Below are 24,432 nucleotides of genomic sequence, written 5' to 3'. Positions count from 1 at the left end.
GGACAAAACGAGTGACAGATTTTCGGCCGTCAAAAATCGTCACTGACTGTTATCCAGTAGTATCACCCGTTTTCCGACGCCGTCGTCGAGTACGTCTCACCGAACACGTGATGTTCCGTCACCGAAACCCGCCGGAGTCGGCCAGAGACTGTGGCCTCGAGTCGATAGCCGGATGCGACGAGATCGTCCGTACAGGCCATGGTGAACCCCGAATCGTCGGCCGCGACGACGAGCACATCGAGTCGATCCTGTGAGTCTTCGTATGCAGCGTGGGCCAACTCGACCGTCCCGCACTTGCTCGAGCCGTATTGAACCGTTCCCTCGGCGACAACTGTCTCGCCGTCGATAGTCACCGCTGGCTCGTCGTCGATATCGTACCCGGTGGACTCGAGTTCGAAGTCCGTGCTGACGCCCGATCCAATGACTGGCAGGCGCTCGAGACAGCCCGCTGTTGCGCCCACGGAAGCACTCGAGGCCGCTGCGAGGAATCGACGTCTGTGCATATCGTCTCCGAGGGACGAAATTACTATCTTCTGACAGCGAGAGAATCCCGGCGTTTACGCCGGGCGTGAATCGCGTCACTCAACTACGCAAACCACCGCTCGATAGCAGACTGGATATTCAACGCTAACCCAAACTATTTTATCGTTTCAGCTACATAGACTATGTATGGCGATTGAGGTCACTCGCACTTACGTTGGTTCCATCCAGAACCACCGACAGGTCTGCGATGGCCTCGATTCGCTCGGAGGCTCCGCCTCAAAAATCTGGAATGTTGCACGCTGGACAGCCGACCGTATCTGGGATGCGACCGGCGAGATCCCAGACGAAGGCGTGCTGAAATCGTACATGAAGAACCAGTCGTGCTGGAAAGACCTGAACGCACAATCCAGTCAGAAAGTCATCGAAGAACTTTCTGACGCTTTCCAGTCGTGGTTCGACCTGCGACACAAAGAACCAGAGGCGAATCCACCCGGCTACCGCAAACACGGCGACACCCGGCCACGAAGCACGGTCACATTCAAAGCAGACGGGTTCAAACACGACCCCGAAAACAACCGCGTCCGACTCTCAAAGGGGAAGAACCTCAAAGAACACTTTTCGGACTTCATCCTCTGTGAGTATCAGACCCGACCAGACGTTGACCTCGCAGAAGTCAACAAAGTGCAGAACGTTCGTGCTGTCTGGAATGGGGGCGGGTGGGAACTGCACTTCGTCTGCAAAGTCGAACTCGAAACCACCGACTCCGCAGACGGCGAAGTGGCGGGAATCGATCTCGGCATCAAAAACCTCGCCACGGTCGCATTCCCCGACGAATACGTTCTCTACCCCGGCAACTCGCTCAAAGAAGACAAGCACTACTTTACGCGAGCCGAGTACGATACTGAGGGTGAGAACGGCCCATCAGAGAAGTCAATGTGGGCACGTCGAAAACTCGCTGACCGAGAGACACACTTCTACCACGTCCTCACGGACACGATTATTACCGAGTGTGTCGAGCGCGGTGTTGGGACGCTCGCAGTGAGTTGGCCCGAAGACGTACGAGAGTCCGACTGGGGCAAGACCGGCAACAAGAAGTTGCACTCGTGGGCGTTCGACCGCATCTACCAGTACCTCGAATACAAAGGCGAGATACGTGGTGTCGAGGTGCTGAAGGAGAACGAGTGGGACACCAGTAAGACCTGTTCACGGTGTGGTGACGACACGAAGTCGAACCGTGTCGAACGCGGCCTGTACGTTTGCTCGTCGTGCGAGTTGGTCGGGAACGCGGATTGTAATGGGGCAGAGAATATGCGGCAGAAGATAACTCCGAGTCCTCACGGTGAGGATAGGAGTAACGGCTGTGTGGCACAGCCATCGACATACCTGTTCGACCGCGAGAGCGGGACGTTCAACACGAGAGAACAGGCCGTGTCGTAGACCGGCAAATATCCCACCTGCGGTACGGGAAGCCTCGCCGTTTACGGCGAGGAGGATGTCACCAAGCCACCGACGGGTCAAACACGAGTTGTACCATTCCATAGATACGTCTGCGAACGAACTGCGAATCACAGGACAGCGACCGAGAGACGAACATCTTTCACCGTTGCAGTGTGAGTATCGCGTATGAGCAACACGTTCGACGCCGACGGCATCACGCTCGAGCAGGTGCGTGAATTCGTCTGGGAGGTTCCACAGGAGGGAGACATGCGCGTCCCCGCACGCGTCCTCGCCAGCGAAGCACTGCTCGAGGAGATTTCGGATGACAAAACGCTCGAGCAACTCCAAAATACGACCCACTTGCCGGGGATCACGAACCACGCGATCTGTATGCCAGATGGCCATCAGGGCTATGGCTTCCCCGTGGGCGGGGTCGGCGCAATGGACGCCGAGGACGGCTGCATTTCGCCGGGAGCGGTCGGCTATGACATCAATTGCGGCGTCAGAATGATGCGGACGAACCTCACGTACGAGGAGGTCCAGGGGAACGAGGAGGAACTCGTTGACTCCCTGTTTGCCAATGTTCCGTCAGGTCTCGGCGGGGGCGGCATCGTCGAGTCCGGCATTGACGCCGTCGAGGAGATTCTTGAGCGCGGCGTCGACTGGGCACTCGAGAACGGCCACGCAGTCGAAGACGATCTCTTGCACTGCGAGGACGAAGGGAGGCGAGAGAGCGCCGATCCCGACAAAGTGACCCAGAAAGCCAAAGACCGCGGGAAGAACCAGATCGGCTCGCTCGGATCGGGGAATCACTTCCTCGAGGTCCAGCGCGTCACGGACGTCTTCGACGACGGGGTAGGCGAGGCGTTCGGCCTCGAGGAAGACCAGATCGTCGTCCTCATTCACTGTGGGTCGCGCGGGCTGGGTCACCAGACGTGTAACGACTACCTGCGCAAGATCGAACAGCAACATCAGGGCCTCCTGGAGGAGTTGCCGGACAAGGAACTCGCAGCGGCTCCGGCGGGCTCCCAACTCGCAGAAGACTACTACGGGGCGATGAACGCGGCGATCAACTTCGCGTGGGTCAACCGCCAACTCATTATGCACCGCACGCGCAAGGTCTTCGAGCGCGTCTTCGACCGCTCGTGGGAGGAGATGGAGATGGACCTGTTGTACGATGTGGCTCACAATATCGCAAAGAAGGAGACACACACTGTCGAGGGCGAGGAACGTGAACTCTACGTCCACCGGAAGGGTGCCACGCGGGCGTTCCCCGCCGGTCATCCCGAGGTTCCAAGCGCCTACCGCGATGTCGGCCAGCCGGTGATCATCCCCGGCAGCATGGGCGCGGGCAGCTACGTCCTGCGTGGCGGCGAGAACTCGATGGACCTCACGTTCGGATCGACGGCCCACGGTGCTGGCCGGCTAATGAGTCGCACGCAAGCGAAAAACGAGTTCTGGGGCGGCGACGTCCAGGACGAACTCGAGGAACAGGATCAGATCTACGTCAAAGCACAGTCCGGTGCAACGGTCGCCGAGGAGGCCCCGGGCGTCTACAAAGACGTCGACGAGGTTGTCCGGGTCTCGGATGCGCTCGGCATTGGTGACAAGGTCGCGCGGACGTTCCCCGTCTGCAATATCAAGGGATAGGGACACTCAGAGGGGATATCGTCGGCGTTCATCGGTTCTCGCTGACGAACCGAGAGACAGCGCTGAAGGCCCGATTTTGAGCGTTTTGGGAGGCGACTGTCAGCCGTCTCAGGCTGCGTCGACCGAACCGTCTGGACGAACCGTCACAACTGGAACGGGAGCCGTCTGAACGACTTCGTTCGTCACACTACCAATAAGGCGACGCTCGAGGCCGCTGCGGCCAGCGGTTCCGATGACGACCATGTCGGCGTCGATCTCGCCCGCGTAGGTGGCGATTTCGTCGGCTGGTTTTCCGACGCGGACAACTGCTTCAGCCTCGAGCGCGGCGTCTTCGGCCAGTTCGACGAGGTCTGTCGCCCAGCCGGCGGCAAGTTCGGTGACGTCGTCTTTCGTTTTCGGCGGTGGGCCGCCGACTGAGGAAATTTGGGTGAGATTTAGGTCGCCGACGGCGAGTGCGTGAATCGTCGCGTCCATCTTTCCAGCAATGTCGAATCCGACTTCAGCTGCATTTTCAGCGTATTCGCTCCCATCCGTCGGGATAATAATCGTATTTCCCATTGTTTGTATTCTACTCGAGTAGTTACGAAGACGCTCGTATAGTCGTTGCTGCTGGTGCAGTTTTTCGTACGTACCCGACGCGAGTGGGCCAGTGCCCGTCTCCACGGCGTGTTTCGCCGAGCTACAGCGAGCACAAGCTATATTGCCGCCCGGAAAGGTCGGTGGACTATGGCTCGGAAATCATATCAAGAAAAACTCGAGGAACTCCGAGAGGATATCCTCTACATGAGCGAGGTCGTAATGGAACGGCTTCGCATGGGGCTCGACGCACTCGAGCAGAAAGACGAAGCGCTCGCCGAACAGGTGATGCAAGGCGACGGTGAGATCAATCGGATGTATCTCGATCTCGAGCAAGACTGTATCGACTTGCTCGCGCTGCAACAGCCTGTTGCAAGCGATCTGCGATTTATCGCTGCATCGTTCAAGATCATCACTGACCTCGAGCGGATCGGCGATCTCGCGGTCAATCTCGGCGAGTATACGTTCGAGTCGGAACAGGAACTGTTTCCCGACGTCGACGTCCAGGCGATGGGCGATATGACCCTCGAGATGGTCGAAACGGCGATGGTGGCCTACGATACGGAAGATACCGACACCTGTCGTGAACTGGCCAATCGCGACGACGATATCGATCAGTTCGCTGAGCGTGCAAGCGGGATCGTCGTTCGGGACCTGATCGAGCGTGAACTGGAGGAAGCCGACGAAGTCGAACGCCTGCTCCAAGATGTCTCCCGACTGTTGTTGACGATTCGTGATCTCGAACGGGTCGGTGACCACGCGGTCAATATCGCGGCGCGGACGCTCTATATGGTCGAAAACGACGACGAACTCATCTACTAATACCGTCTGTTGTACCGGTTTGCCGGTGCACCCGTAGAACGGTCGCGGGTGCTCGGAACTGCCGTTTAACGGTCCATCTGATTCGCTCGAGTGTCTCGAATCGGCGGGAAACTCACTGAATACCAGCCGACGGCAGTGCTTTCGTGTCTCTGGTGGAGGAGTGCACCGCTGTTGTCTCAAGGGAGACGCCATCTTAGCGTACTAATTCGGAGTTACTGTCCAGTAAGGGCTGATAGATGTCGTGAAAGGCGAAAACAGTCGGCGCGGTTTATTGCTGGCTCGGCCCTGTCTGTGGATGGTCTCAGAACCCATTCTCTGGGGTTATGGGGTGACTGATAGCAATGACAACTTCACACGCACACACGGGCACACTTCGGCGGACACTCCTCCGAGCAGCCGCTGCAACGGGTCTCGCAGTCGGCATTGGGAGCGCAACAACACAGGCACGGCTGCAGGACGACGCAGATATCGTTCTCGAGGGGCGGACAACCGGCTGGGTTGGCGTCGAACCGGACGACATCGACGGCGAGCGAAATCCGACGCTCGAACTCGAGGCTGGCACGGAGTACGTCCTCGTCTGGGAGAACGAAGACGGCGTCGGTCACAACTTCGTGATCGAGGACGACGACGGTGAGAATCTGGTCGAGACGGAGATCATCTCCGGATCGGGCGAAACACAGACCGTCGAATTCACCGCCGAAGAGGGGATGGCAGAGTACTACTGTGCACCACATCCTCAGTCGATGCGTGGTGACGTCGAACTCGGTGACGCAGGCGAAGACGAGGACGAGGACACTGCTGACGACCCAGACGAGACCGTACTGGAATTCGCCGCTGTCGTCGAGGAACACTTCGAGTTTACGCTCGAGGACGATGGCTGGATTCTCGAGGAATCGGACGAGATAGACGCTGATGATGAGGATTTGGAGGCAGACGACGAGAACGAGCAGACAGACGACGTGAATCCAACCCTCGAACTCGAGGCAGGCAGTGCCTACGTTCTCACCTGGACGAACGACCTCGAGGCGAGCGAGGAGACGGACACCGATGCGGAGGAGACGGACGAAGACGATGCAGAGGAGACAGCGACAGACAATGCGGACGACGACCTTGAGGAGCAGGCAACCGAACTCGTCCTCGAGACGGACGACGGCGAGGAGTTCCTTCGCTCGGAGGCGCTCGAGGTGGGGGAGACAGGCGCGATTACGTTTGCTGCCCCACCTGAACTCGTGACCTACCGCGACGAGGAGACGGGTGCTGAAGGGGAAATCGAGGTTACAGGGGACGAGGACGCAGAAACGGAGACTGACACGTAGTCGCCGTGACGCACAGGCGGAGACGGGACGGTCCCGTCGAATCGGGTATTTCTCGCTGGAAGTCTCGACTTTCGTTAGTCAGTCACAGATTTGTCGCGGCCAATCACGGCTAGTGGGAAGACAAGTCAGTGTTACAAGAGGAACGATCTCAGTTGTTTATTGGTGGCGAATACCACGGAACGCGTGTTGTCTCGGTCACGAACGGGTGAAGAGTGACTGTAGAGACACCAACTCAGACAAGCCACACCATGAGCAACAATGATAACCGATCAGTAGCAAGACGAACAGTACTTCGAGCGGCCGCAGCATCGTCGCTTGTCGGCGTCGCAGCAACGTCTGCGGCCGGCTCGAGCCAGTCCTCCGCAGCACTCGAGGCAGCGGGCGTGCAGGAGGGCTCGATTTTCGCCGAGGGGCCAACTGTCGGCCTCGAGCAAGTTGCGTCGGGACTGACCGCGCCGACTGACTTTGTAACGGCCGAGGAGGAGACTGACCGTCGATTCGTTGTCGACCAGACTGGCCAGGTTTACGTCCTCACGGACGACGGCCTCGAGGATGAGCCGTTCCTCGACATCGAAGAACGGATGGCCGACATCGAGGAAGCCTTCGACGAGCGCGGACTCCTTGGACTCGCGTTCCACCCGGATTTCGAGGAAAACGGCCGCTTCTTCGTTCGGTATAGTGCCGAGGGCGAGGAGCCTGAGTACGGCGCACCCGGTGCAGAGGTGCCGGAGGAGGTCAACCACCTCGAGCGTCTCTCGGAGTTCCACGCCGACGACGACAACGAGACGGCCGACCCCGATTCAGAGGAAATCCTCCTCGAGGTGCCACAGCCACAGTTCAACCACAACGCGGGGCCGATTGCGTTCGGGCCGGACGGCTATCTCTATATGGCAACGGGCGACGGTGGCGGTGGCGGCGACGATGATGAGGGACACGTCGACGACTGGTACGGCGAGATTGCGGGCGGCAACGGACAGGACACCGAACACAACCTGCTGGGCGGAATCTTGCGTCTCGATGTCGACGGCGAGGACGACGAGCGCAACTACGGCATTCCGGACGACAACCCGCTGGTAGATGAGGAGGGCCAGCTCGACGAATACTGGTCCTGGGGTCACCGCAACCCGTGGGGAATGTCCTTCGAGAACGGCGAACTGCTCGCGGCCGACGTCGGCCAGGCGCTGTTCGAAACCATCAACCACGTTGAGGCCGGCGGCAACTACGGCTGGAACGTCTGGGAAGGAACCCACTGCTTCGACCCCGCCACTCCGGAAGACCCACCGGAAGACTGCCCAGATACGGTCGAGGGCGATGCCGGCCCTGGCCGCGACGGCGAACCGTTACTCGGCCCCGTTATCGAGTATCCACAGGAAGCCGACATAGGTCGCTACGCCGACGAGTACGGAGATGCCGGCACGCAGGGCGATGACCGCGACCGCATCGGCGTCGCCATCGTCGGCGGGCGTATGTACGAAGGGAGTGAGGTCCCCGGCCTCGAGGGATCATACGTCTTCGGCGACTGGAGCTGGAACGGCGAAGGCGGCGGCCGCGTGTTCATCGCGGAACCGCCCGAAGACTGGCCCAACGGCGAGGACGAGGAACTGGTCGACGATGAGGATGAAGAGTACGAGGACGATGCTGAAGACGAGGAGTACGAAGACGACGAGTACGCCGATGATGAGGATGACTACGAAAACGGCGATGACTACGAAGACGACGAGTACGCCGATGAGGATGACGACTACGAAAACGGCGACGACGAAGACGTCGACCGCGGCGAAGCGGACGACGCCGACGACGATGGGGCAGTAGACGACGCCGACGACGACTACGAAAACGACGAGACGGACGAGGAGGCGATGGACGACAACGGCGACGACGTCGATGCTGACGACGAGATGGACGACGATGTCGTTGATGAGGAGAGTCCCTACTACCCACCCGACGAGGTCGATCTCTGGTCGATGGAAGAGGTCACCTTCGAGGGCAACAGCGACGTGGTCGAGAACGGGCTGCTCACGCAACTCGTCTACGCCTTCGGCCGCGACCACAACGGTGAAGTATACGTCCTTACTTCGGACACCTCCACCGTCGAGGGCGAGGGGTACGTCTACCGACTCGTCGACGCAGACGACGAGATGGATGAGCCCGAGGACGACGTTGCAGAAGACGAGTACGAAGATGAGGAAGACGACCCAGAGGCCGAGGACGAACCGATAGACGGAGAAGACGAGGACTACGAGGACGACGATGCAATGGCTGAGGACGACCCAGACGACGACAACGACACCAACGGCGAGGATCCCGAAACCGCCATCGCCTAATACCGCTGGACAAAACGAGTGACAGATTTTCGACCTCCCGTTTGGTCGAACATCGTCACTGACTGTTGTCCGGTAGTATACCCCCCCCTCGCCGCTGACTCGCCGAGAGTCACTCGAGGCCGTTCTCACTGTTTTTTATGGCACTATCCGCTGCAAGCACTGCGTGTCGCTGTAAAAAGAGGCCGTGAACGTCGGCAATAGGGTGCGTTCGAGTGACCGGCCTACAGGTCGTCGTCGCTTTCGTCTTCTTCGTCTTCGGCGGCAGGGTCCTCTTCTTCGTCTTCGGCAGCAGGGTCGTCTTCATCGACGGGGTCTTCACCCTCTGTCGGCTCTTCTTCGCCCGGTCCCTCGTCGCCACAGCCTGCGAGTGCGGTGGCGGCGACGGCACCACTCAGTGCAATCAGTCGTCGGCGTCGGAGTCGGTCAGTCATGTACCACCGGAAACGGGACGCCGGTCATCAAGAGAATGAGCGACCTATAATAGACTGACTCGAGTGAGTGTTCGACCAACCAACTCTTACGCTCGAGACTGCCATCTTCGAGGGGGCCAGCCGGGAGAGACGCGACGAGGCCTCGAAATCACGGCCCCTGAGGCTCCTGTGTGGACTGTTTCAGCGGCGAAAATCTGTGTTACCGCACCACCGGTGTCGACAGCGACTGAAACGCGATGAAACTGTCTCGAGTCGCCGGCGATTTTAAATACTACGTTCTGACTGGACCTCACGTGCGGAACCGGGCTTGACAATTGCGAGCAGCCAAACGCATCCGGCGATGACTACAAACAAGTCCGTCTGTGGTCGCGAAGACGATCCAACGGAGCCGATCAGTCGTCTTTGCCGACGCTGATAACCTGAAACAGCGAGTAGACGGGAACACCGTCGATCTCCTCGACGCCCTGTTTGTCCGCGAGGACGACGCAGGCAAGCGGTTCGCCACCCTCTGTGCGAATTGCTTCGATTGTCTCGCGCATCGTCGTTCCGCTCGTAATCGTATCGTCAACGACGTAGCACTCGCGGTCCCGAATCGTCGCAAAATTCCGCGAGAACGTCCCGCCCAGATCCTCGATATCGCCTTCTTCCCACTGATGTTTTGCGGGCGTGTACGACGCCATATCGCTCTCGAGTTCGCGGGCGATGAGCGTTGCAATCGGGCCGCCGGCTTTCTCGATGCCGACTGTCAGGTCGACGTCTTCGCCGTGTTTGGCGAGCAGGTCGGCCATCGCCGTCGCGATGTGACCCAGTCGCTTGCTGTCGCGACCGATGGCGGACCAGTCGACGTGGATATCCTGTGGCCCGCTCGCTGATGCGTCAGTGGTAGTCGTTCCATTGCCCGACAGCTGGGTGGTCGAGCCGCTGCGTTCGACGAGCCAACTTGCCGTCTCACGGGAGACGTTCAGTTCGTCTGCAATCTCGCCCTTCGAAAGCCCGCGGTCTGCGAGTTCCGCCGCACTCTCGATGAGGTCGTCGACGTTTTTCATAAACGACGCTTCGAGCGCCATTTTTATAGTCGTGTCGTCGTCGGCCAATTGTTCGCCTGCGCTGACAGTCACAGCCTTCCGTGCCAGCGAACACACTCGAGTGAACTGCAAACGATTATCCCTCTGCCAGCGTCTGGTGCTATCATGGAGCGATACGACCTCGTCTACCGGCTCTACGACGAGTACGACACGAAGACGCTACGCGAGTATCAGGAGTTTGTCGACGTCTTCCCGGCCGTCGACTCCCGTGTCGCCCTCGATCACTGGCAGGAAGCGACGGACGAACTCGAGGCGCGCAAAGACGAGATTCGGTCGGGGTTTGCGGCCGGCGAAACCTTCGCGGAAGTCGCCTCGTGGGCCGACCGCGATCAGGCCTTTACCGCGCTCGATCTCGAGGCCAAGTACGGCCGCGCGGTGAACGTGCTCGTCCTCGACGTCGATGAGACGCTGCGGTCGGCCGGTGGAACGGACAACGAAATCCCCCGCGAGACGCTACACGTCCTGACGGAGTTTCACGAGGCTGGCGTGCCGATTGTCATCTGTACGGGCCAGACCTTAGAGAACGTCAAGGGCTTTGCAATCCAGGGGCTTGGCAGCGAAATCGTCCACTCGGGAGAGCTCTCCATCGTCTACGAGGCGGGCACTGGCGTCTTCACGCCGGGCCACGGCGCAGAGACGAAGCAGTTGCTCTACGAGGACTTAGACGACGAGATTCGGACGGTCTTCGACGACGTTCGCTCGCGTATCCTTCCCGAAGCACCCGAGACGCTTCGGCGTGGCTGTCACCTGCAGGGCAACGAGTTCAACGTCACGATGAAACCCAACTACGAGACCGGGTCGTCGGACGCTCGCGCCGTCATCGACGAGGCGCTGGTCTACCTCATCGACCTGCTCGCCGACGCCGTCAGGGCAGCCCTCGAGTTGGACGGCGAAACTGAAACCGAAACCGCCGGTGACGACGGTCCAACCGAGATCAGCGACGAGACCATCGTCGACTGGACCCGCGCCTTCTACGCCGCACAGGACCCCGAAATCCGGGCCGTCCTCGAGAGCGAAGGCGTCTATCCAGACCGCGATGCCGAGGAAGTTCCCGACCGAATTGCAGACACACTCGAGCGAATCGACGTCGCCTACTACGAAGCTGATGCCGCCGAAATCGGCAGCCTCGAGTTGAACAAGGTCGTTGGCGTCGAGCGCGCACTCGACGTGTTAGGAATCGACGATCCGTTCGCGCTCGTGATGGGCGACTCGAAAAGCGACCTGCGCGTCATGGAGTGGGTCGACGACACCAACGCAGGTATCTCGGCTGCGCCCGAACACGCCTCGAGAGAGACCCTGGAACACGTCCTCGAGACGGACGAACTCGTCTTCGATCAGGGCCAGAGCGTCGACGTGTTGCGGACGGTGTACGCGCTCAATCGGCTGGCGCGACTCAACTGAGCGGCTCGGAGTGCCCTGATGACTGTCACCACCCGCGGGACCGCGGGCTGGCAGTACATATATTCTCTTGCCGCTCCTATACTGTCGTAGCTGTGAGCACATACGACGCCGTCGTCTACGATCTGGACGGGACGTTAGTCGACCTCGAGGTAGACTGGGGAGCCGTTGCAACCGACGTCTCCGCGGTCTACGAGGAAGCCGGGAAAACGCCACCCGGCGACGGCCTCTGGGGAATGCTTGAGGCTGCGACCGATGTCGGCCTCGAGGCTGCCGTCGAGTCCGCTATTGCGGCCCACGAACGCGAGGGCGCACGCGCCGCGCCACGTCTGGCACACGCCGATGAACTGCTTGACCGGACGGTTCCCGTCGGCGTCTGCTCGCTCAACTGCGAGGCTGCGTGTCGGATCGCACTCGAGACTCACGACCTCGATTCAGCAGTCGAGTCTGTTGTCGGCCGGGATAGCGTCGCAACGCAGAAACCGGATCCAGAGCCGCTGTTAACCGCTGTTCGCGAACTCGAGGCCGAGCCTGCCCAGACGGTGTTCGTCGGCGACTCGAGGCGGGACGAACTGACGGCCGAGCGGGCGGGAACGGCCTTCGAGTACGTTGAGTAGTTACTCTTCCTGATGGCGCTTGGCGTAGGCGAACACCGCGAGTGCAACGACAATCCAGACGACGGCACCGACGCGGATAGCGAACTCGGCGCGGGAGGCCCACGTCGGCAGGTCGACGTTGATCGAGAGCATTGCGACGATGGGCGCGCCCACGAGGATCGTGATGACGAACGTCGTCTGCATCACCCAGCCGTAGTCGACGCCGTCGGGTGAACTCGTTTCGACGGGTTCTGGCACGGTTGACACTCCCGAGGGAGCCATCTTAAGCCTCGCGGGTTCGCTGTTCGGTGGTGTCTGTTTCCCATGTCGACCCCCTTGCGACATGCACGCACAGAACGATGCTGTTTACTCGGCGGGCGTGAATCTGTGGGTATGTCTACCGTTCGGGATCTCACAGCGAAGACGGGCGAGGAACCGATCACGATGCTGACGGCCTACGACGCCCCGACAGCGACAATTGTCGATGAGGCGGGCGTCGACGTGATTCTCGTCGGCGACAGCGTTGCGAACACCTCGCTCGGCCACGAAACGACACTGCCGGTGACCGTCGACGACATGGCTCGCCACGTCGGCGCCGTCTCGAGAGCCACGGATGACGCCCTCGTCGTCGCTGATATGCCGTTTCTCTCTGTCGGTGTCGACGAGAAAGACAGCCTCGAGAATGCCGGACGAATGCTCAAAGAAGAGGGTGCTCACGCGGTCAAACTCGAGAGCGGCCCCCACACTGTCGAGTTGACTGAAAAAATGGTCCAACTCGGGATTCCGGTGATGGCACATCTCGGACTGACGCCCCAGCACGTCAATCAGTACGGCGGCTATCCGCGGCAGGGAACTGAGACGAAAGAAGCCGAACGCATCCTCGAGCTTGCACAGGCCCACGACGAGGCAGGCGCGTTCGCGCTCGTTCTCGAGCACGTCCCCTCGAATCTCGCGGCACAGATCACTGACGCCGTCGAGATGGCAACGATTGGGATCGGTGCCGGGCCGGACTGTGACGGGCAGGTGCTCGTCGTCGACGACGCACTCGGGCTAAGCGAGTGGTCGCCATCCTTTGCAAAACAGTTCGGGAACGTCCGCGAGGAGATGGAATCAGCCGTCGACGGTTATGTTGACGCGGTCGAGTCCGGCGAATTTCCTGCTGAGGAGCACAGTCACGAGGAAGCCGACCTCGACGAAATTTATTGATTCATCTCAGTTGAACAGGAGGCGGTCGAGGATCGGTCGCAGGAACGATCCACGGCGCGTCTGCTTCGAGTGAACCAGCAAGACTGGCTGTTCAATCGCCGCTGCGAGGCGATCCGAGCGCTGTTCGACGACCAGATCCGGAAGCCGACGGTGTGTGACCGTACTCAACATCACCAGATCGGACGACTCGAGTTCGCTCGAGAGGCTGGACACGACGTCGTCGGTTCGAACGATGGCTGAGTCGACGGGGACGGTACAGAGGTCGTCCAGTTCGTCGTGGTAGTCCTCGATTGTCTCGAGTAGTTCCTCGGGTGCGCTCTCGTCGACGGCAAAGAGGAACCGAATGCGGGCACCAAGCACGTCAGCCATCGCGTTCGCGAGTTCGACCTTTAGCGGGTCGTTGAACGGGCTACGGTCGGTGACGACGGCGATTTCGTTGATGTCGGTTCGTTGCTCGTGCTGGACGAAGACCACGTCACACGGCGCGTGTTCCATGATCCAGTCCGTATCCCGGCCAAACAGCGTCCCGAGTCGGCTGGTCGCCTCCTGGCGAGCGAGGATGAGATCCGCACTCGAGCGCTCGGCGAAGTTCACGACCGCGTGGCGCGTGTCGTGGCTAACAATTTCGCCGACTTCGACGGGCACCTCGAGGTCGCACACGAGTTCGTCGGTTCGCTGTTCGAACTCCACGTCGGCTTCGGAGAGTTCCGCCGCGGCGGTATCCAGTGGCACCTGATCCGGCACTTCGTCGAAACGCACGACGCGAATGTGCCCGCCGCGCTGTCTGACAATCGGTGCGGCCATGTGGATCAGCGCGTCTTCTTGCTCCCGAGTCACGTCTTGGCGAATCGGGATGAGGATCTCGAACTCGTCGGCGCGCTCGAGTTGTTCTTCCGTATCTTGGACGAACTGACGACCGGCTTCGCGGCGGGCAAGCCCCTTGGCGACGCCCTCGCGGTCGACCTTGTCCGCGGCGTAGAGTTTGAACCAGAGGAAGCCCAGAATAACGATTCCAATCGAGCCAAGAATCTCGCGGGCTTCCATCTGCGTGATGATGAAGATCCCCGAGAGGATGCCGAACAGTTGCACCCAGGGATAGCCCGGCGTGTGGAAGTCGGGGTCATACCACTCGAGGTCGCGCTCGCGGAACGCAATGAGCGCGCCACAGACGAGGATGTAGACGAGAATCTGGAACGCGCCGGCCATCTTCGCGATTTCGTCGACGTTCTGGGTGGCGACGATGAAGATGATCACCGCACCCGTCGTCAGGATGGCGACTGTCGGCGTGTTAAAGCGCGGATGGATGTACTCGAAGCGCTCGAGAAAGAGCTTGTCCCGACTGAGCGCGAGTGGATATCTCGAGGCGGTTAGGATGCCGGCGTTTGCGGTACTGACGAGTGCGAGAACGGCAGCAATAATAATCCCACCGACCGCGAGTCCCCCAATCGGGACACCGCCGATCACCGTTTCACCGAATAGCAGTCGTGTCGCTTCTGCCATTGGTTCGTTGTGGCCCTCCAAATCGTCGGCTTCCATGACGCCGACGAGAACGAACACGATGAGAGCGTACAAGAACGCAGTGACGCCGAGTGAGATCGAAAGCCCGAGTGGGAGATTTCGCCCGGGATTCTCAATCTCCTCGGCGACGGCAGCGACCTTCGTCACCCCGGCGTATGAGACGAGTACGAGGGCTGTCGCCCCGAGGATGCCGTCGATTCCCTCATCGAAGAAGCCGTCGTAGTTCGCGCCGTCGACCTGTACGATTGTCGCAGCGACGAACACGCCGAGGATCACGAGCATGATGACGACCATAATCGACTGGATGCCGCCAGTCTGTTTGACGCCGATGAGGTTGATCCCGATGAAAATGAGGGCGAACGTGATTCCAAGCGCGCGAACGCCGGGGATCGGTAGCGTCGCCTCGAGAAGGGGAATCGCGAGTTCCCACGTCGGCAACTGATAGATGAAATTGATGTAGAACATGCCGCCATACAGTGCGAGCGAGCCTTTCAGCATCAGCATGAGCCACGTTCCAAGCCCTGCAATCGTCCCGAACGAGGGGCCAAGCCCCCGCTCGATGAAGACGTAATCGCCGCCCGCTTCGGGCATTGCTGTCCCCAGTTCAGCGATGGAAAGCGCCGCTGGAACGACCAGTATCGCTGCGATCACGAACGCGAGGATGACGGCTGGCCCGGCCTCTGCCATCGCGACACCAGGCAAGATGAAAATACCGCTGCCGATCATCGCCCCCATACTGATCGCGATGACGGCACCTAACCCGAGGTCACGCTCGAGATCCTTCGTCATTGCACACGACTTTCGAACGGAAGGTAAGAAGCCTTCCCATTTCGGAACCGAGTGTGTCTTTTGCCGGTACTGAATTGAAATCCAAAATAAAATCTCGGTTTTTTCAGGCCATTTGACCACATCGAACAGGCAAGACCCGTCTGTGGGCGCCCACAGCAATCGACACGTCACCAGTGAGTTACACGTACAGTGGGAAGCAGTCCAGAAACGACGACTCGAGTGCTGGCTCGAGGTGCGTCTGACGGATCCGAGACAACCCACTGTGTTTTTAACACCTGGGCGTGTAGGAGCAAGTACCGAGACCCGCGGGCAAGTGCGTTCGGAGCTCACAGGCGTGAGAACCGAGGGATTCACCCTCTCCCGGACGTATAGCGGGATTGACGTGGCCGACGAGCTGCAAGACGCCGGGGCCGCATAACCAGGAGTCCGCGGACCGTTTCGATGAGAGTCCACGAACGCGGCTTTCAGTACAACGAACCATGGAAATCGAAATCGCAACCATTGGCGGCTACGAAGAAGTTGGACGGCAGATGACTGCTGTCCGCGCTGGTGACGACGTCGTTATCTTCGACATGGGTCTGAACCTCTCGCAGGTTCTTATCCACGACAACGTCGAAACCGAGCGCATGCACAGTCTCGACCTGATCGATATGGGCGCAATCCCAGACGACCGGGTCATGAGTGACCTTGAGGGCGACGTGCAGGCAATCGTGCCAACGCACGGCCACCTCGACCACATCGGTGCCATCTCGAAACTCGCGCACCGATACGACGCACCAATCGTTGCGTCGCCGTTTACAATCGAACTCGTCAAACAGCAGATCGAAGGCGAGCAGAAGTTCGGCGTCGAAAACGACCTCATCAAGATGGAGGCCGGCGAGACGATGTCGATTGGCGACTCCGGTAACGTCGACCTCGAGTTCGTCAACGTCACCCACTCGATCATCGACGCGATCAACCCAGTGCTTCACACGCCCGAGGGCGCAATCGTCTACGGCCTCGACAAACGGATGGACCACACGCCCGTCATCGGCGACCCCATCGACATGGAGCGCTTCCGTGAGATCGGCCGCGAAGGCGAAGGTGTCCTCTGTTACATCGAGGACTGTACCAACGCGAACAAGAAGGGCCGGACACCCTCTGAAAACGTCGCTCGAGAACACCTCCGGGACGTCCTCTACAGCATGGAGGACTACGACGGCGGGATCGTCGCCACGACGTTCTCGAGTCACATCTCGCGTGTGACCTCGCTGGTCGAGTTCGCGAAGGATATCGGCCGACAGCCAGTTCTGCTGGGTCGCTCGATGGAGAAGTACTCGGGCACCGCAGAGCGACTCGACTTCGTCGACTTCCCGGACGATCTGGGCATGTTCGGCCACCGCAAGTCCGTCGACCGTACGTTCAAACGGATCATGAACGAGGGCAAGGAGAACTTCCTGCCCGTCGTCACCGGTCACCAGGGCGAGCCACGCGCAATGTTAACCCGCATGGCCCGCGGCGAGACACCGTACGAACTGGATGACGGCGACAAGGTCGTCTTCTCCGCACGCGTGATTCCGGAGCCAACCAACGAGGGCCAGCGCTACCAGGCCGAGAAACTGCTCGGCATGCAGGGTGCCCGCATCTACGACGACATCCACGTCTCCGGCCACCTCAACCAGGAGGGCCACTACGAGATGCTCGACGCGCTCCAGCCACAGAACATCATCCCCGCTCATCAGGACCTGAAAGGCCTCTCCGGCTACGTCAGCCTCTGTGAGAGCGAAGGCTACCAGATGGGACGGGACATCCACGTAACGCGCAACGGCAACCTCATCCAGCTCGTCGACTGATCACATGACAACCCCTGAGGCACGAGAAGAGACGGTACTCGAGGCGGTCCGCAAGCGACGGGAACTGGTCAACGAGGCTATCCCCGAGTCGCTGCCGGTTCAACAGCCCGAACGACTCTACGAGGCATCCCGCTACCTGCTGGATGCCGGTGGGAAGCGACTGCGCCCGACGATTCTGTTGACCGTCGCGGAAGCACTCGCCGATGTCGACACACTGACCGAGGACTACCACGCGTTTCCAACACTCACGGGAAGCGACGCAAACGGGAGTCCACCGAACGGCTCGACAGCCGAAGAGATCGACATCATGGACGCCGCCGTCAGCGTCGAAGTCATCCAGTCGTTTACCCTGATTCACGACGACATCATGGACGACGATGACCTCCGACGCGGCGTCCCCGCAGTCCACCGCGAATACGACCTCGAGACGGCGATTCTCGCCGGCGATACGCTCTACTCGAAGGCGTTCGAAATCATGCTCGAGGCAGGAGCCGATCCCGACCGCGCCGTCGATGCACTCGACGTGCTCGCGACGACCTGTACCAAGATCTGTGAGGGACAGGCACTCGACGTGACCTTCGAGGAGCGCGAGGACGTAACGCCTGAGGAGTACCTCAAGATGGTCGAGCAGAAAACTGCCGTTCTCTACGCTGCAGCGGCGTGTCTCCCGGCGATCTTGATGGGTGCCGATGACGAGACAATCGACGCACTCTACGGCTACGGACTCGATATCGGCCGTGCGTTCCAGATCCAAGATGACGTGCTCGATCTGACCGTTCCGAGCGAGAAACTTGGCAAACAACGCGGCAGCGACCTCGTCGAGAACAAACAGACGTTGATCACCGTCCACGCCCGCGAACAGGGCGTCACTATCGAGGATCTGATCGATACGACCGACGTCGACGCCGTCACCGAAGCCGAAATCGATGACGCCGTCGCCCGACTCGAGGAAGTCGGCTCGATTAGCTACGCTAACGAGACGGCACGCGAACTGGTCGAACAGGGCAAAGCGCGACTCGAGGTCGTGCCGGACAACGAGGCCCGTGAGTTGCTGTTCGAACTCGCGGATTACCTGATCGAACGCGGCTACTGACGTCTCACGCGACTCGCTCGAGTCGATTTTTTGGATAGCTGTAGTCGCTCGAGAGTCGCTACAGCGATCAGCCGCCAGCGTAAATCGTGTACGTGAGGATGGTTGCAAAGCTCACCCAAGCGAGGTAGGGCAAGAGCAACGCAGCCGCCAGTCGGCTGACGCGGTCGAACGCGACGATGGTCGCGACGATGGCAATCCAGAGCGCTCCGATGACGAGGAGTCCGAGATCTGCCCGCTGGAGGCCGAAAAAGGCCGGCGTCCACAGGAGATTCAACGCGAACTGAATCGCGAACAACGAGAGAGCGATGCGGACGGTGCGTTTGTGTGTCCCGCGTTGCCAGACGAGGAAGAGCGCGATTCCCATGAGCGTAAACAGCAGCGTCCAGGCAATCGAGAAGACGTAGCCCGGCGGGAAGAACCACGGCTCAGCAAACCACGACGTATCGGAGCCGACGAAAAACGCCGGCGACGAACCGAGGACGTTGACGCCGATGATAATCGCGAGGCCCGTAAGAAGTTCCCCTAACTCGAGGCGGCGAACACGTGTTTCCATATCGGTGCTGTTCGGTTCCGAAACGGGTAGTAACTCCCCTTGGCAGCACAAGCACCTGCCAACAGCGTGTTACAACGGGTCATCCGAACCCGCCAAAGCCGCCCATCCACGACCAGTCGCCGCTATCGTCGTGGTAGTACTCCCACTCGCCGAGCGTCTCACCCCATGCGACCGGCGGGATCTCGTCGTCGCCGTCGTCTCCCTCCTCGAGGCGCTCGCGGAGGTCGACAGCGTCGAAGCCGGCGTCTCGAGTGAGGGCGTCGACGTCCTGTGGTCGGGCGCTGATCCGGCGTTTGGTGACGTCCCAGTGCCACCACGAGGTGGTGCCGTAGGAGAAGACGAGATCGTACTGGCGGACGTGGACGTCGCGAAAGTGCGGGTGAAGGCGTCGAAGGATCGTTGCGGTTAGTCGATAGACGGCGGCCAACTCCGGGTCGTCTTCAGTTTCGAGTGTTAGTTCGACGACTGGGACGTACACCGGGTCGCCATCCCGGTTGGTGTTGACCTGATACACGTCATCGAGCGTCGGGGGCGAGTCCAGACGCTCCCCATCACGACCGAGTTGGCACTGCTCGAGCGTGTCCCTGGCCGTCGTCACCAGGGCGGACCGATCCATATCTGTGTTGACAGGCTAGTGCCACAAAAAGGTGTACCGGTTGTTTCTCGCTGCGTACCTGCACGCTGGTCTTGCGGGCGAACACCGCGAGGATTTTGAACGGGCGCGGTAAACGTTCTGCCAATGGACGACGACCTTCGCGAGCAAATCGAGCGTGAAGCCGAGAAACACGCGCTGTTGAACGCCGTCAAACACGAAAGCGATGCCAACGTCGGCGCGATTATGGGGCCATTGATGGGCGACAACCCCGACTTCCGCCCACACGGCGACGAGATTCCGGGCATTGCCGGCGGCGTCATCGGCCGAGTCAACGACCTCGAGTACGACGAAAAACGCGACCGCCTCGAGGAAATCGCGCCCGAGGAACTCGCCGAAATCGAAGCCGAGGAGGAAGAAGACGAACACGACCTGCCCGACCTTCCCAACGCGGACGACTACGACGAGATCCGCATGCGCTGTGCGCCGAACCCGAACGGCCCGTGGCACGTCGGCCACGCCCGCATGCCTGCCGTGATCGGCACCTACCGCGACCGCTACGACGGCTGGTTCTGCGTGCGCTTCGACGACACGGACCCCGAAACCAAACGGCCGGACCTCGAGGCCTACGACGGCATTCTCGAGGATCTCGACTATCTCGGCTTCGAGCCCGACGACACCTATCGCGCGAGTGACCGCCTCGAGACGTACTACGAGCACGCCCGCGAGTTGATCGAGATGGGCGGGGCCTACACCTGTTCGTGTTCGGGCGAGGAGTTCTCGGAACTCAAAAACAACGGCGAGGCCTGTCCACACCGCGATAAGGACGCAGACACCGTGCTATCGGAGTTCGCAGACATGATCGCCAGCGAGTACGAGAGCGGCGAGATGGTGCTTCGCGTCAAGACCGATATCGAACACAAGAACCCCGCGCTGCGTGACTGGGTTGCGTTCCGAATGATCGACACGCCCCACCCACGCGAGGAGGCCAGCGAATATCGGTGCTGGCCGATGCTCGACTTCCAGTCCGGCGTCGACGACCACCTGCTCGGCATCACCCACATCATCCGTGGAATCGACCTGCAGGATTCGGCCAAGCGCCAACAGTTCGTCTACGACTACTTCGGCTGGGAGTACCCCGAAGTGGTCCACTGGGGCCACGTCCAGATCGACGCCTACGACGTGAAGATGAGCACCTCGACCATTTCGGAGCTCATCGACGCCGGCGAACTCGAGGGCTGGGACGACCCACGCGCGCCGACGCTCAAGAGCCTCCGTCGCAGAGGTATCCGTGGCGAGGCCATCGTCGAGGCAATGACTGGCCTCGGCACTTCGACCAGCGACGTCGACCTCGCGATGAGCACCATCTACGCGACCAACCGCGACCTGATCGACGACGAGGCCGACCGCCGATTCTTTGTCCGCGACGGCATGCAGGTTCCACTCGCCGGCAACTCACCTGCTCAGGGGACCCCGCCAGTCCATCCCGACCACGACGAGCGCGGCGTCCGCGAGATCCCAGTTGGGGACTCCGTCCTCCTCGAGGCCGACGACCTTCCCGACTCAGGCGAACGGCTCTGGCTCAAGGGACTCGGCTGCTTCCGATTTACCGAGGAGACGCTGGAGTACACCGACGACGACATCGACGTCGTCCGCGAGGGCAACGCCGATGTCGTCCACTGGGTTCCTGCAAGCGAGAGCGTCCCCGTTCGGATGCGAACGATGGACGGCGACGTGACCGGCCGTGCCGAGCCAGGCGTCGGCGACCTCGCAGCCGACGAAGTCGTCCAGTTCGTCCGCGTCGGCTTCGCTCGCATCGACGACTCGAGCGGTGACGAGACGGTTACCTACTACACGCACGACTGACTCGGCGCTATCTCCGGGTGGCGACGACAGCGCTGGCTCGAGGATTGTGAAGAAATAGGTCGCAAACGGACCGAGTTGGCGAGTGCGTTACTCGTCGTCGCCGTTATCGCCGTTCTCCTCGTCACCGTTTTCGTCTTCGTCGCCGTTGTCGTCTTCCTCGTCGTCACCGTTGCCGTTGCCTTCGATTTCGATTGTGCCGCGCATCGTGGCTTCGTGTGGACGACAGACGTACTCGGCGATGTCATCGGTCGCTTCGAACTCGATGAACTGATCATCGCCACCTTCGCTTTCCTCTTCGGTTTCGTAATCGTCGACGACCTCGTCGTCCTCGTCGACCAGTTCGATGTTGTGGTTAGAGCCGTCGCCTTCTTCCCAGCCGATTTCGTACTCTTCGCCTTCCTCGAGCGTCAGCGTTGGGTTCTCATCGTCGGCGATTTCCTCTGGTTCGACACCAACCCAGCCGGCAGTCTGTGCATCAAGTTCGATTGTCGTGCCGGGTTCGATGGCGTCGCCGTTTTCGTCGTCTGCCTCATCCTCATCAGCTTCGTCTTCTTCCTCCTCTTCTTCGTCAGGGTCGTCTTCTTCCTCATCCTCCATTTCGTCGTCTTCTTCCTCGTCTTCGTCTTCGACTGGCGCGGTGTCGTCTTCCTCGTCGGCGGGGTCATCTGCTGGGTCTTCTTCCTCCTCACCGTTGCCATTACCATTGTCTGCACAGCCAGCAGCCGCTGCTGTGATACCGGCAACACCAGTCAGTTTGAGCATCGTTCGACGGGACAGGTCGTCGGAGTCCTCCATGGACACCCCTATGCGGACACACTCCGAACACCTATCCCTTTCATATGCAGCGAGTTAATCCCCGCCTGCAGGCCATATACTGCCCAATCACGCTACTGTCTGGTGATTTCTCACTCGAGCGAGTGCACTCGCTCGAGTCCCGACGCAGTCTGCCTCGAGAACGGTCAGACAGGGGCGCTGTTGGTGTGGTGTGGTGACGTCACAGGAGAATCGACCACTGCACAGCTCAGAACACGAAGACTGCGATGACAAAGCCGAACAGTATCGAAATCGTCAACAGTGCCTGGACAGCCGTCGACGCGAGGATGCCGCCGGTCGCATACAGTGCCGACTGAACACTGCCATCGACGTCACCGCCGCGGACGAACTCGAGGGCGAAGACAGTCCCGAACAGGCCGACGATCAGCCCGAGCGGGCCAGTGACGAGCATGAGCAGGATGCCAACGGCGGCGGCAGCCGCGGTCGTCGACCAGGAGGCACCGCCAGCCCGTGCCGCAATCGACCCGCCGAAAAATTCGACGAGCAGCGTGAGTAGTCCCAGGAACGTCAGGACGGCCAGCGAGATGGTTCCCGGTGCGGTAAAGCCCGAGTGCCACCAGTACAGATAGACGCCCGACAGCGAGAGCAACCCGCCGGGAACGAGCGGCACGAGCGTGCCAACCACGCCACCGACGAGCAGCAAAACCGCGACAATCGTGATCGCGTCAACCATACTCGCTTCTCGAGTGGATCAGGCAAAGACCTACTGCCTTCTCGGCCGGTGTCTCAATACCTGCTCCGACAGGACTACGTACTGGCCACCGAACCGGTGAGTATGACGCGTGGTGCGATCATCGTCGGCGCATCCTCGGGCATCGGCAAAGCGCTGGCTCACGAACTCGCCGACGATGGCTACGAGATCGGACTGGCCGCCCGCCGAACGGACCGCATGCGACAGATCGGGGCCGAACTGCCCACCAAAGCCTACGTCGCGACGCTCGACGTGACGGACACCGCAGATGCCCGCGAGGGATTTTTCGAACTGGCTACGGCAATGGAAGCTGTTGATCTCGTCGTCATCAGCGCTGGCGTTGGCGAGGCAAATTACGACCTCGAGTGGGAGCGCGAACGCCGAACAATCGATGTCAACGTGCGTGGCTTCACCGCTATTGCGACGGCTGCGCTCGAGTACTTCGAAACCCAGCCCGACCACGCGAGCGAGTCGGATGGCCACCTCGTCGGCATTTCGTCGGTCGCCGCTCACTTCGGTAACGGCGGCACGCAGGCGTACAACGCCTCGAAAGCGTACGTCTCGCGCTATCTCGAGGGGCTTCGCGCTCGGCAAGCGAGCAGCGACGCGGACGTGACGATCACGACAATCGAACCCGGTTTCGTCGACACCGAGATGGCCTACGGCTCGTTCTGGCAGTGTTCGCCAGAGACTGCAGCGGCACAGATCGCTCGAGCGATCCGCAAAAAGCGCACTCACGCCTACGTCACCCGGCGCTGGCGGCTGGTCGCGTGGCTGTTGAAAGCGCTCCCGGAGTCGGTGACCCGGCGACTCCTCTCGTAGTGTGATTGTCTCCCACACCAGCGTAACAGCTACTCCGGCGGCGGCAGACGACTCGAGTGGATGACGACCGTTCGAGATCTCACGCCGAACGATGCAGCCGCGTTGACTGACCTCTACGAAGACTACAAATGGTGGGCCGACCGCGAACGCGAGGGGGTTCGAAGGGCGCTTTCTCAGACAGATGTGGCGGTTGGACTCGAGGACACAGCAACAGACGACCTCATCGGCGCTGCTCGAGTGCTGACCGACGGAACGTACTACGCGACCGTTTTCGACGTGCTCGTCGCCGCTGACCGACGTGGCGAGGGAGTCGGTAAACGGCTCATGCAGGCGGTCGTCGACCACCCCGACCTGCAGGATGTCGTGGGGCTGTCGCTGCTCTGTCGGCGAGGGCTAGTTCCGTACTACGAGTCGGTTGGCTTCGACCTATTCGACCCCGAAATAGAGATTCCTGAGGGCGGTACCGAGGAACTCGTTCGGATGACTTACGAGCAAGATAGGGACTGATCTGAGACAGG

23 protein-coding genes are annotated in these 24,432 nt (G+C 60.5%); 13 read left to right on the top strand and 10 right to left on the bottom strand.

Features of this window, described 5'->3' with window-relative positions:
- Window positions 1–62: 62 nt before the first annotated feature.
- Window positions 63–503: a hypothetical protein gene (locus B2G88_RS06910; protein ID WP_087714376.1), complete on the bottom strand. Its 441-nt coding sequence runs from the start codon at window positions 501–503 to the stop codon at window positions 63–65.
- Window positions 504–669: 166 nt separating this feature from the next.
- On the opposite strand from B2G88_RS06910, the gene B2G88_RS06905 reads away from it, so the two are divergent.
- Both B2G88_RS06905 and B2G88_RS06900 read left to right on the top strand, forming a co-directional pair.
- On the top strand, window positions 670–1,920 hold the full coding sequence (locus tag B2G88_RS06905) for an RNA-guided endonuclease InsQ/TnpB family protein (protein ID WP_054862911.1): 1,251 nt from the start codon (window positions 670–672) through the stop codon (window positions 1,918–1,920).
- Between the two features lie 186 nt (window positions 1,921–2,106).
- Window positions 2,107–3,570 (top strand): RtcB family protein, encoded by a 1,464-nt coding sequence (locus B2G88_RS06900; protein ID WP_087714375.1) that lies wholly within the window; start codon window positions 2,107–2,109, stop codon window positions 3,568–3,570.
- A 108-nt stretch (window positions 3,571–3,678) separates the two neighbouring features.
- On the opposite strand, the gene B2G88_RS06895 is transcribed toward B2G88_RS06900, so the two are convergent.
- The gene (locus B2G88_RS06895) at window positions 3,679–4,128 is read right to left on the bottom strand and encodes a universal stress protein (RefSeq protein WP_054862910.1); all 450 of its coding nucleotides are present in this window, start codon (window positions 4,126–4,128) and stop codon (window positions 3,679–3,681) included.
- Between the two features lie 168 nt (window positions 4,129–4,296).
- Here B2G88_RS06895 and phoU point away from each other — a divergent pair, with 168 nt between their 5' ends.
- The 3 genes from phoU (at window position 4,297) to B2G88_RS06880 (ending at window position 8,608) form a co-directional block, all read left to right on the top strand.
- A complete protein-coding gene (phoU, locus tag B2G88_RS06890) occupies window positions 4,297–4,968 on the top strand; it encodes a phosphate signaling complex protein PhoU (protein WP_054862909.1) in 672 nt (223 codons plus the stop codon).
- A gap of 341 nt (window positions 4,969–5,309) precedes the next feature.
- The gene (locus B2G88_RS06885; protein ID WP_054862908.1) at window positions 5,310–6,284 is read left to right on the top strand and encodes a cupredoxin domain-containing protein; all 975 of its coding nucleotides are present in this window, start codon (window positions 5,310–5,312) and stop codon (window positions 6,282–6,284) included.
- Between the two features lie 248 nt (window positions 6,285–6,532).
- A complete protein-coding gene (locus B2G88_RS06880) occupies window positions 6,533–8,608 on the top strand; it encodes a PQQ-dependent sugar dehydrogenase (protein WP_087714374.1) in 2,076 nt (691 codons plus the stop codon).
- A 221-nt stretch (window positions 8,609–8,829) separates the two neighbouring features.
- On the opposite strand, the gene B2G88_RS06875 is transcribed toward B2G88_RS06880, so the two are convergent.
- Together B2G88_RS06875 and gfcR are read right to left on the bottom strand one after the other, a co-directional pair.
- A complete protein-coding gene (locus B2G88_RS06875; RefSeq protein WP_054862904.1) occupies window positions 8,830–9,039 on the bottom strand; it encodes a hypothetical protein in 210 nt (69 codons plus the stop codon).
- A gap of 392 nt (window positions 9,040–9,431) precedes the next feature.
- On the bottom strand, window positions 9,432–10,085 hold the full coding sequence (gfcR, locus tag B2G88_RS06870; RefSeq protein WP_054862923.1) for a transcriptional regulator GfcR: 654 nt from the start codon (window positions 10,083–10,085) through the stop codon (window positions 9,432–9,434).
- 144 nt (window positions 10,086–10,229) lie between these two features.
- Here gfcR and B2G88_RS06865 point away from each other — a divergent pair, with 144 nt between their 5' ends.
- The gene (locus B2G88_RS06865) at window positions 10,230–11,525 is read left to right on the top strand and encodes an HAD family hydrolase (protein WP_087714373.1); all 1,296 of its coding nucleotides are present in this window, start codon (window positions 10,230–10,232) and stop codon (window positions 11,523–11,525) included.
- A gap of 92 nt (window positions 11,526–11,617) precedes the next feature.
- On the top strand, window positions 11,618–12,139 hold the full coding sequence (locus B2G88_RS06860) for an HAD family hydrolase (protein WP_054862902.1): 522 nt from the start codon (window positions 11,618–11,620) through the stop codon (window positions 12,137–12,139).
- Here B2G88_RS06860 and B2G88_RS06855 read toward each other — a convergent pair whose 3' ends face one another.
- Window positions 12,140–12,376: a DUF5822 domain-containing protein gene (locus tag B2G88_RS06855; RefSeq protein WP_054862922.1), complete on the bottom strand. Its 237-nt coding sequence runs from the start codon at window positions 12,374–12,376 to the stop codon at window positions 12,140–12,142.
- 135 nt (window positions 12,377–12,511) lie between these two features.
- Here B2G88_RS06855 and panB point away from each other — a divergent pair, with 135 nt between their 5' ends.
- Window positions 12,512–13,324 (top strand): 3-methyl-2-oxobutanoate hydroxymethyltransferase, encoded by an 813-nt coding sequence (panB, locus tag B2G88_RS06850; RefSeq protein WP_087714372.1) that lies wholly within the window; start codon window positions 12,512–12,514, stop codon window positions 13,322–13,324.
- A gap of 6 nt (window positions 13,325–13,330) precedes the next feature.
- Here the strand turns inward: panB and B2G88_RS06845 are convergent, their stop codons facing one another.
- Entirely contained in the window at window positions 13,331–15,631 is a 2,301-nt protein-coding gene (locus B2G88_RS06845) for an amino acid permease (protein ID WP_087714371.1), read from the bottom strand.
- A gap of 479 nt (window positions 15,632–16,110) precedes the next feature.
- Here B2G88_RS06845 and B2G88_RS06840 point away from each other — a divergent pair, with 479 nt between their 5' ends.
- A complete protein-coding gene (locus B2G88_RS06840; RefSeq protein ID WP_087714370.1) occupies window positions 16,111–17,463 on the top strand; it encodes a ribonuclease J in 1,353 nt (450 codons plus the stop codon).
- A gap of 4 nt (window positions 17,464–17,467) precedes the next feature.
- Window positions 17,468–18,556, top strand: coding sequence for a geranylfarnesyl diphosphate synthase (idsA3, locus tag B2G88_RS06835; protein ID WP_054862901.1), 1,089 nt, complete (start codon window positions 17,468–17,470; stop codon window positions 18,554–18,556).
- A 67-nt stretch (window positions 18,557–18,623) separates the two neighbouring features.
- On the opposite strand, the gene B2G88_RS06830 is transcribed toward idsA3, so the two are convergent.
- Entirely contained in the window at window positions 18,624–19,109 is a 486-nt protein-coding gene (locus B2G88_RS06830) for a TspO/MBR family protein (RefSeq protein ID WP_087714369.1), read from the bottom strand.
- 79 nt (window positions 19,110–19,188) lie between these two features.
- Complete coding sequence (locus B2G88_RS06825; RefSeq protein ID WP_054862900.1) at window positions 19,189–19,725, bottom strand: hypothetical protein; 537 nt, start codon at window positions 19,723–19,725, stop codon at window positions 19,189–19,191.
- A gap of 123 nt (window positions 19,726–19,848) precedes the next feature.
- Here B2G88_RS06825 and B2G88_RS06820 point away from each other — a divergent pair, with 123 nt between their 5' ends.
- The gene (locus B2G88_RS06820) at window positions 19,849–21,567 is read left to right on the top strand and encodes a glutamate--tRNA ligase (RefSeq protein ID WP_087714368.1); all 1,719 of its coding nucleotides are present in this window, start codon (window positions 19,849–19,851) and stop codon (window positions 21,565–21,567) included.
- Window positions 21,568–21,654: 87 nt separating this feature from the next.
- On the opposite strand, the gene B2G88_RS06815 is transcribed toward B2G88_RS06820, so the two are convergent.
- Together B2G88_RS06815 and B2G88_RS06810 are read right to left on the bottom strand one after the other, a co-directional pair.
- Window positions 21,655–22,362: a twin-arginine translocation signal domain-containing protein gene (locus B2G88_RS06815; RefSeq protein WP_054862899.1), complete on the bottom strand. Its 708-nt coding sequence runs from the start codon at window positions 22,360–22,362 to the stop codon at window positions 21,655–21,657.
- A 226-nt stretch (window positions 22,363–22,588) separates the two neighbouring features.
- A complete protein-coding gene (locus B2G88_RS06810) occupies window positions 22,589–23,074 on the bottom strand; it encodes a DUF456 domain-containing protein (RefSeq protein WP_087714367.1) in 486 nt (161 codons plus the stop codon).
- A 102-nt stretch (window positions 23,075–23,176) separates the two neighbouring features.
- On the opposite strand from B2G88_RS06810, the gene B2G88_RS06805 reads away from it, so the two are divergent.
- Both B2G88_RS06805 and B2G88_RS06800 read left to right on the top strand, forming a co-directional pair.
- A complete protein-coding gene (locus tag B2G88_RS06805; RefSeq protein ID WP_087714366.1) occupies window positions 23,177–23,914 on the top strand; it encodes an SDR family NAD(P)-dependent oxidoreductase in 738 nt (245 codons plus the stop codon).
- Between the two features lie 60 nt (window positions 23,915–23,974).
- Complete coding sequence (locus B2G88_RS06800) at window positions 23,975–24,421, top strand: GNAT family N-acetyltransferase (RefSeq protein ID WP_087714365.1); 447 nt, start codon at window positions 23,975–23,977, stop codon at window positions 24,419–24,421.
- Window positions 24,422–24,432: the final 11 nt, after the last annotated feature.

Origin of the sequence: Natronolimnobius baerhuensis, assembly GCF_002177135.1 — an archaeon.
Lineage (GTDB): Archaea > Halobacteriota > Halobacteria > Halobacteriales > Natrialbaceae > Natronolimnobius > Natronolimnobius baerhuensis.
Note: the sequence above shows the minus strand (reverse complement) of the source record. Positions and strands in the feature narration are given on the sequence as shown.

Coding starts and splice junctions, on each gene's coding strand:
- B2G88_RS06840 (WP_087714370.1), top strand. CDS start 16,111: ATGGAAATCGAAATCGCAACCATTGGCGGCTACGAAGAAGTTGGACGG.
- B2G88_RS06865 (WP_087714373.1), top strand. CDS start 10,230: ATGGAGCGATACGACCTCGTCTACCGGCTCTACGACGAGTACGACACG.
- phoU (WP_054862909.1), top strand. CDS start 4,297: ATGGCTCGGAAATCATATCAAGAAAAACTCGAGGAACTCCGAGAGGAT.
- B2G88_RS06895 (WP_054862910.1), bottom strand. CDS start 4,128: ATGGGAAATACGATTATTATCCCGACGGATGGGAGCGAATACGCTGAA.
- B2G88_RS06825 (WP_054862900.1), bottom strand. CDS start 19,725: ATGGATCGGTCCGCCCTGGTGACGACGGCCAGGGACACGCTCGAGCAG.
- B2G88_RS06875 (WP_054862904.1), bottom strand. CDS start 9,039: ATGACTGACCGACTCCGACGCCGACGACTGATTGCACTGAGTGGTGCC.
- B2G88_RS06905 (WP_054862911.1), top strand. CDS start 670: ATGGCGATTGAGGTCACTCGCACTTACGTTGGTTCCATCCAGAACCAC.
- B2G88_RS06885 (WP_054862908.1), top strand. CDS start 5,310: ATGACAACTTCACACGCACACACGGGCACACTTCGGCGGACACTCCTC.
- B2G88_RS06815 (WP_054862899.1), bottom strand. CDS start 22,362: ATGGAGGACTCCGACGACCTGTCCCGTCGAACGATGCTCAAACTGACT.
- B2G88_RS06820 (WP_087714368.1), top strand. CDS start 19,849: ATGGACGACGACCTTCGCGAGCAAATCGAGCGTGAAGCCGAGAAACAC.
- B2G88_RS06880 (WP_087714374.1), top strand. CDS start 6,533: ATGAGCAACAATGATAACCGATCAGTAGCAAGACGAACAGTACTTCGA.
- B2G88_RS06830 (WP_087714369.1), bottom strand. CDS start 19,109: ATGGAAACACGTGTTCGCCGCCTCGAGTTAGGGGAACTTCTTACGGGC.
- B2G88_RS06910 (WP_087714376.1), bottom strand. CDS start 503: ATGCACAGACGTCGATTCCTCGCAGCGGCCTCGAGTGCTTCCGTGGGC.
- B2G88_RS06805 (WP_087714366.1), top strand. CDS start 23,177: ATGACGCGTGGTGCGATCATCGTCGGCGCATCCTCGGGCATCGGCAAA.
- B2G88_RS06900 (WP_087714375.1), top strand. CDS start 2,107: ATGAGCAACACGTTCGACGCCGACGGCATCACGCTCGAGCAGGTGCGT.
- gfcR (WP_054862923.1), bottom strand. CDS start 10,085: ATGAAAAACGTCGACGACCTCATCGAGAGTGCGGCGGAACTCGCAGAC.
- B2G88_RS06810 (WP_087714367.1), bottom strand. CDS start 23,074: ATGGTTGACGCGATCACGATTGTCGCGGTTTTGCTGCTCGTCGGTGGC.
- B2G88_RS06845 (WP_087714371.1), bottom strand. CDS start 15,631: ATGACGAAGGATCTCGAGCGTGACCTCGGGTTAGGTGCCGTCATCGCG.
- B2G88_RS06800 (WP_087714365.1), top strand. CDS start 23,975: ATGACGACCGTTCGAGATCTCACGCCGAACGATGCAGCCGCGTTGACT.
- panB (WP_087714372.1), top strand. CDS start 12,512: ATGTCTACCGTTCGGGATCTCACAGCGAAGACGGGCGAGGAACCGATC.
- idsA3 (WP_054862901.1), top strand. CDS start 17,468: ATGACAACCCCTGAGGCACGAGAAGAGACGGTACTCGAGGCGGTCCGC.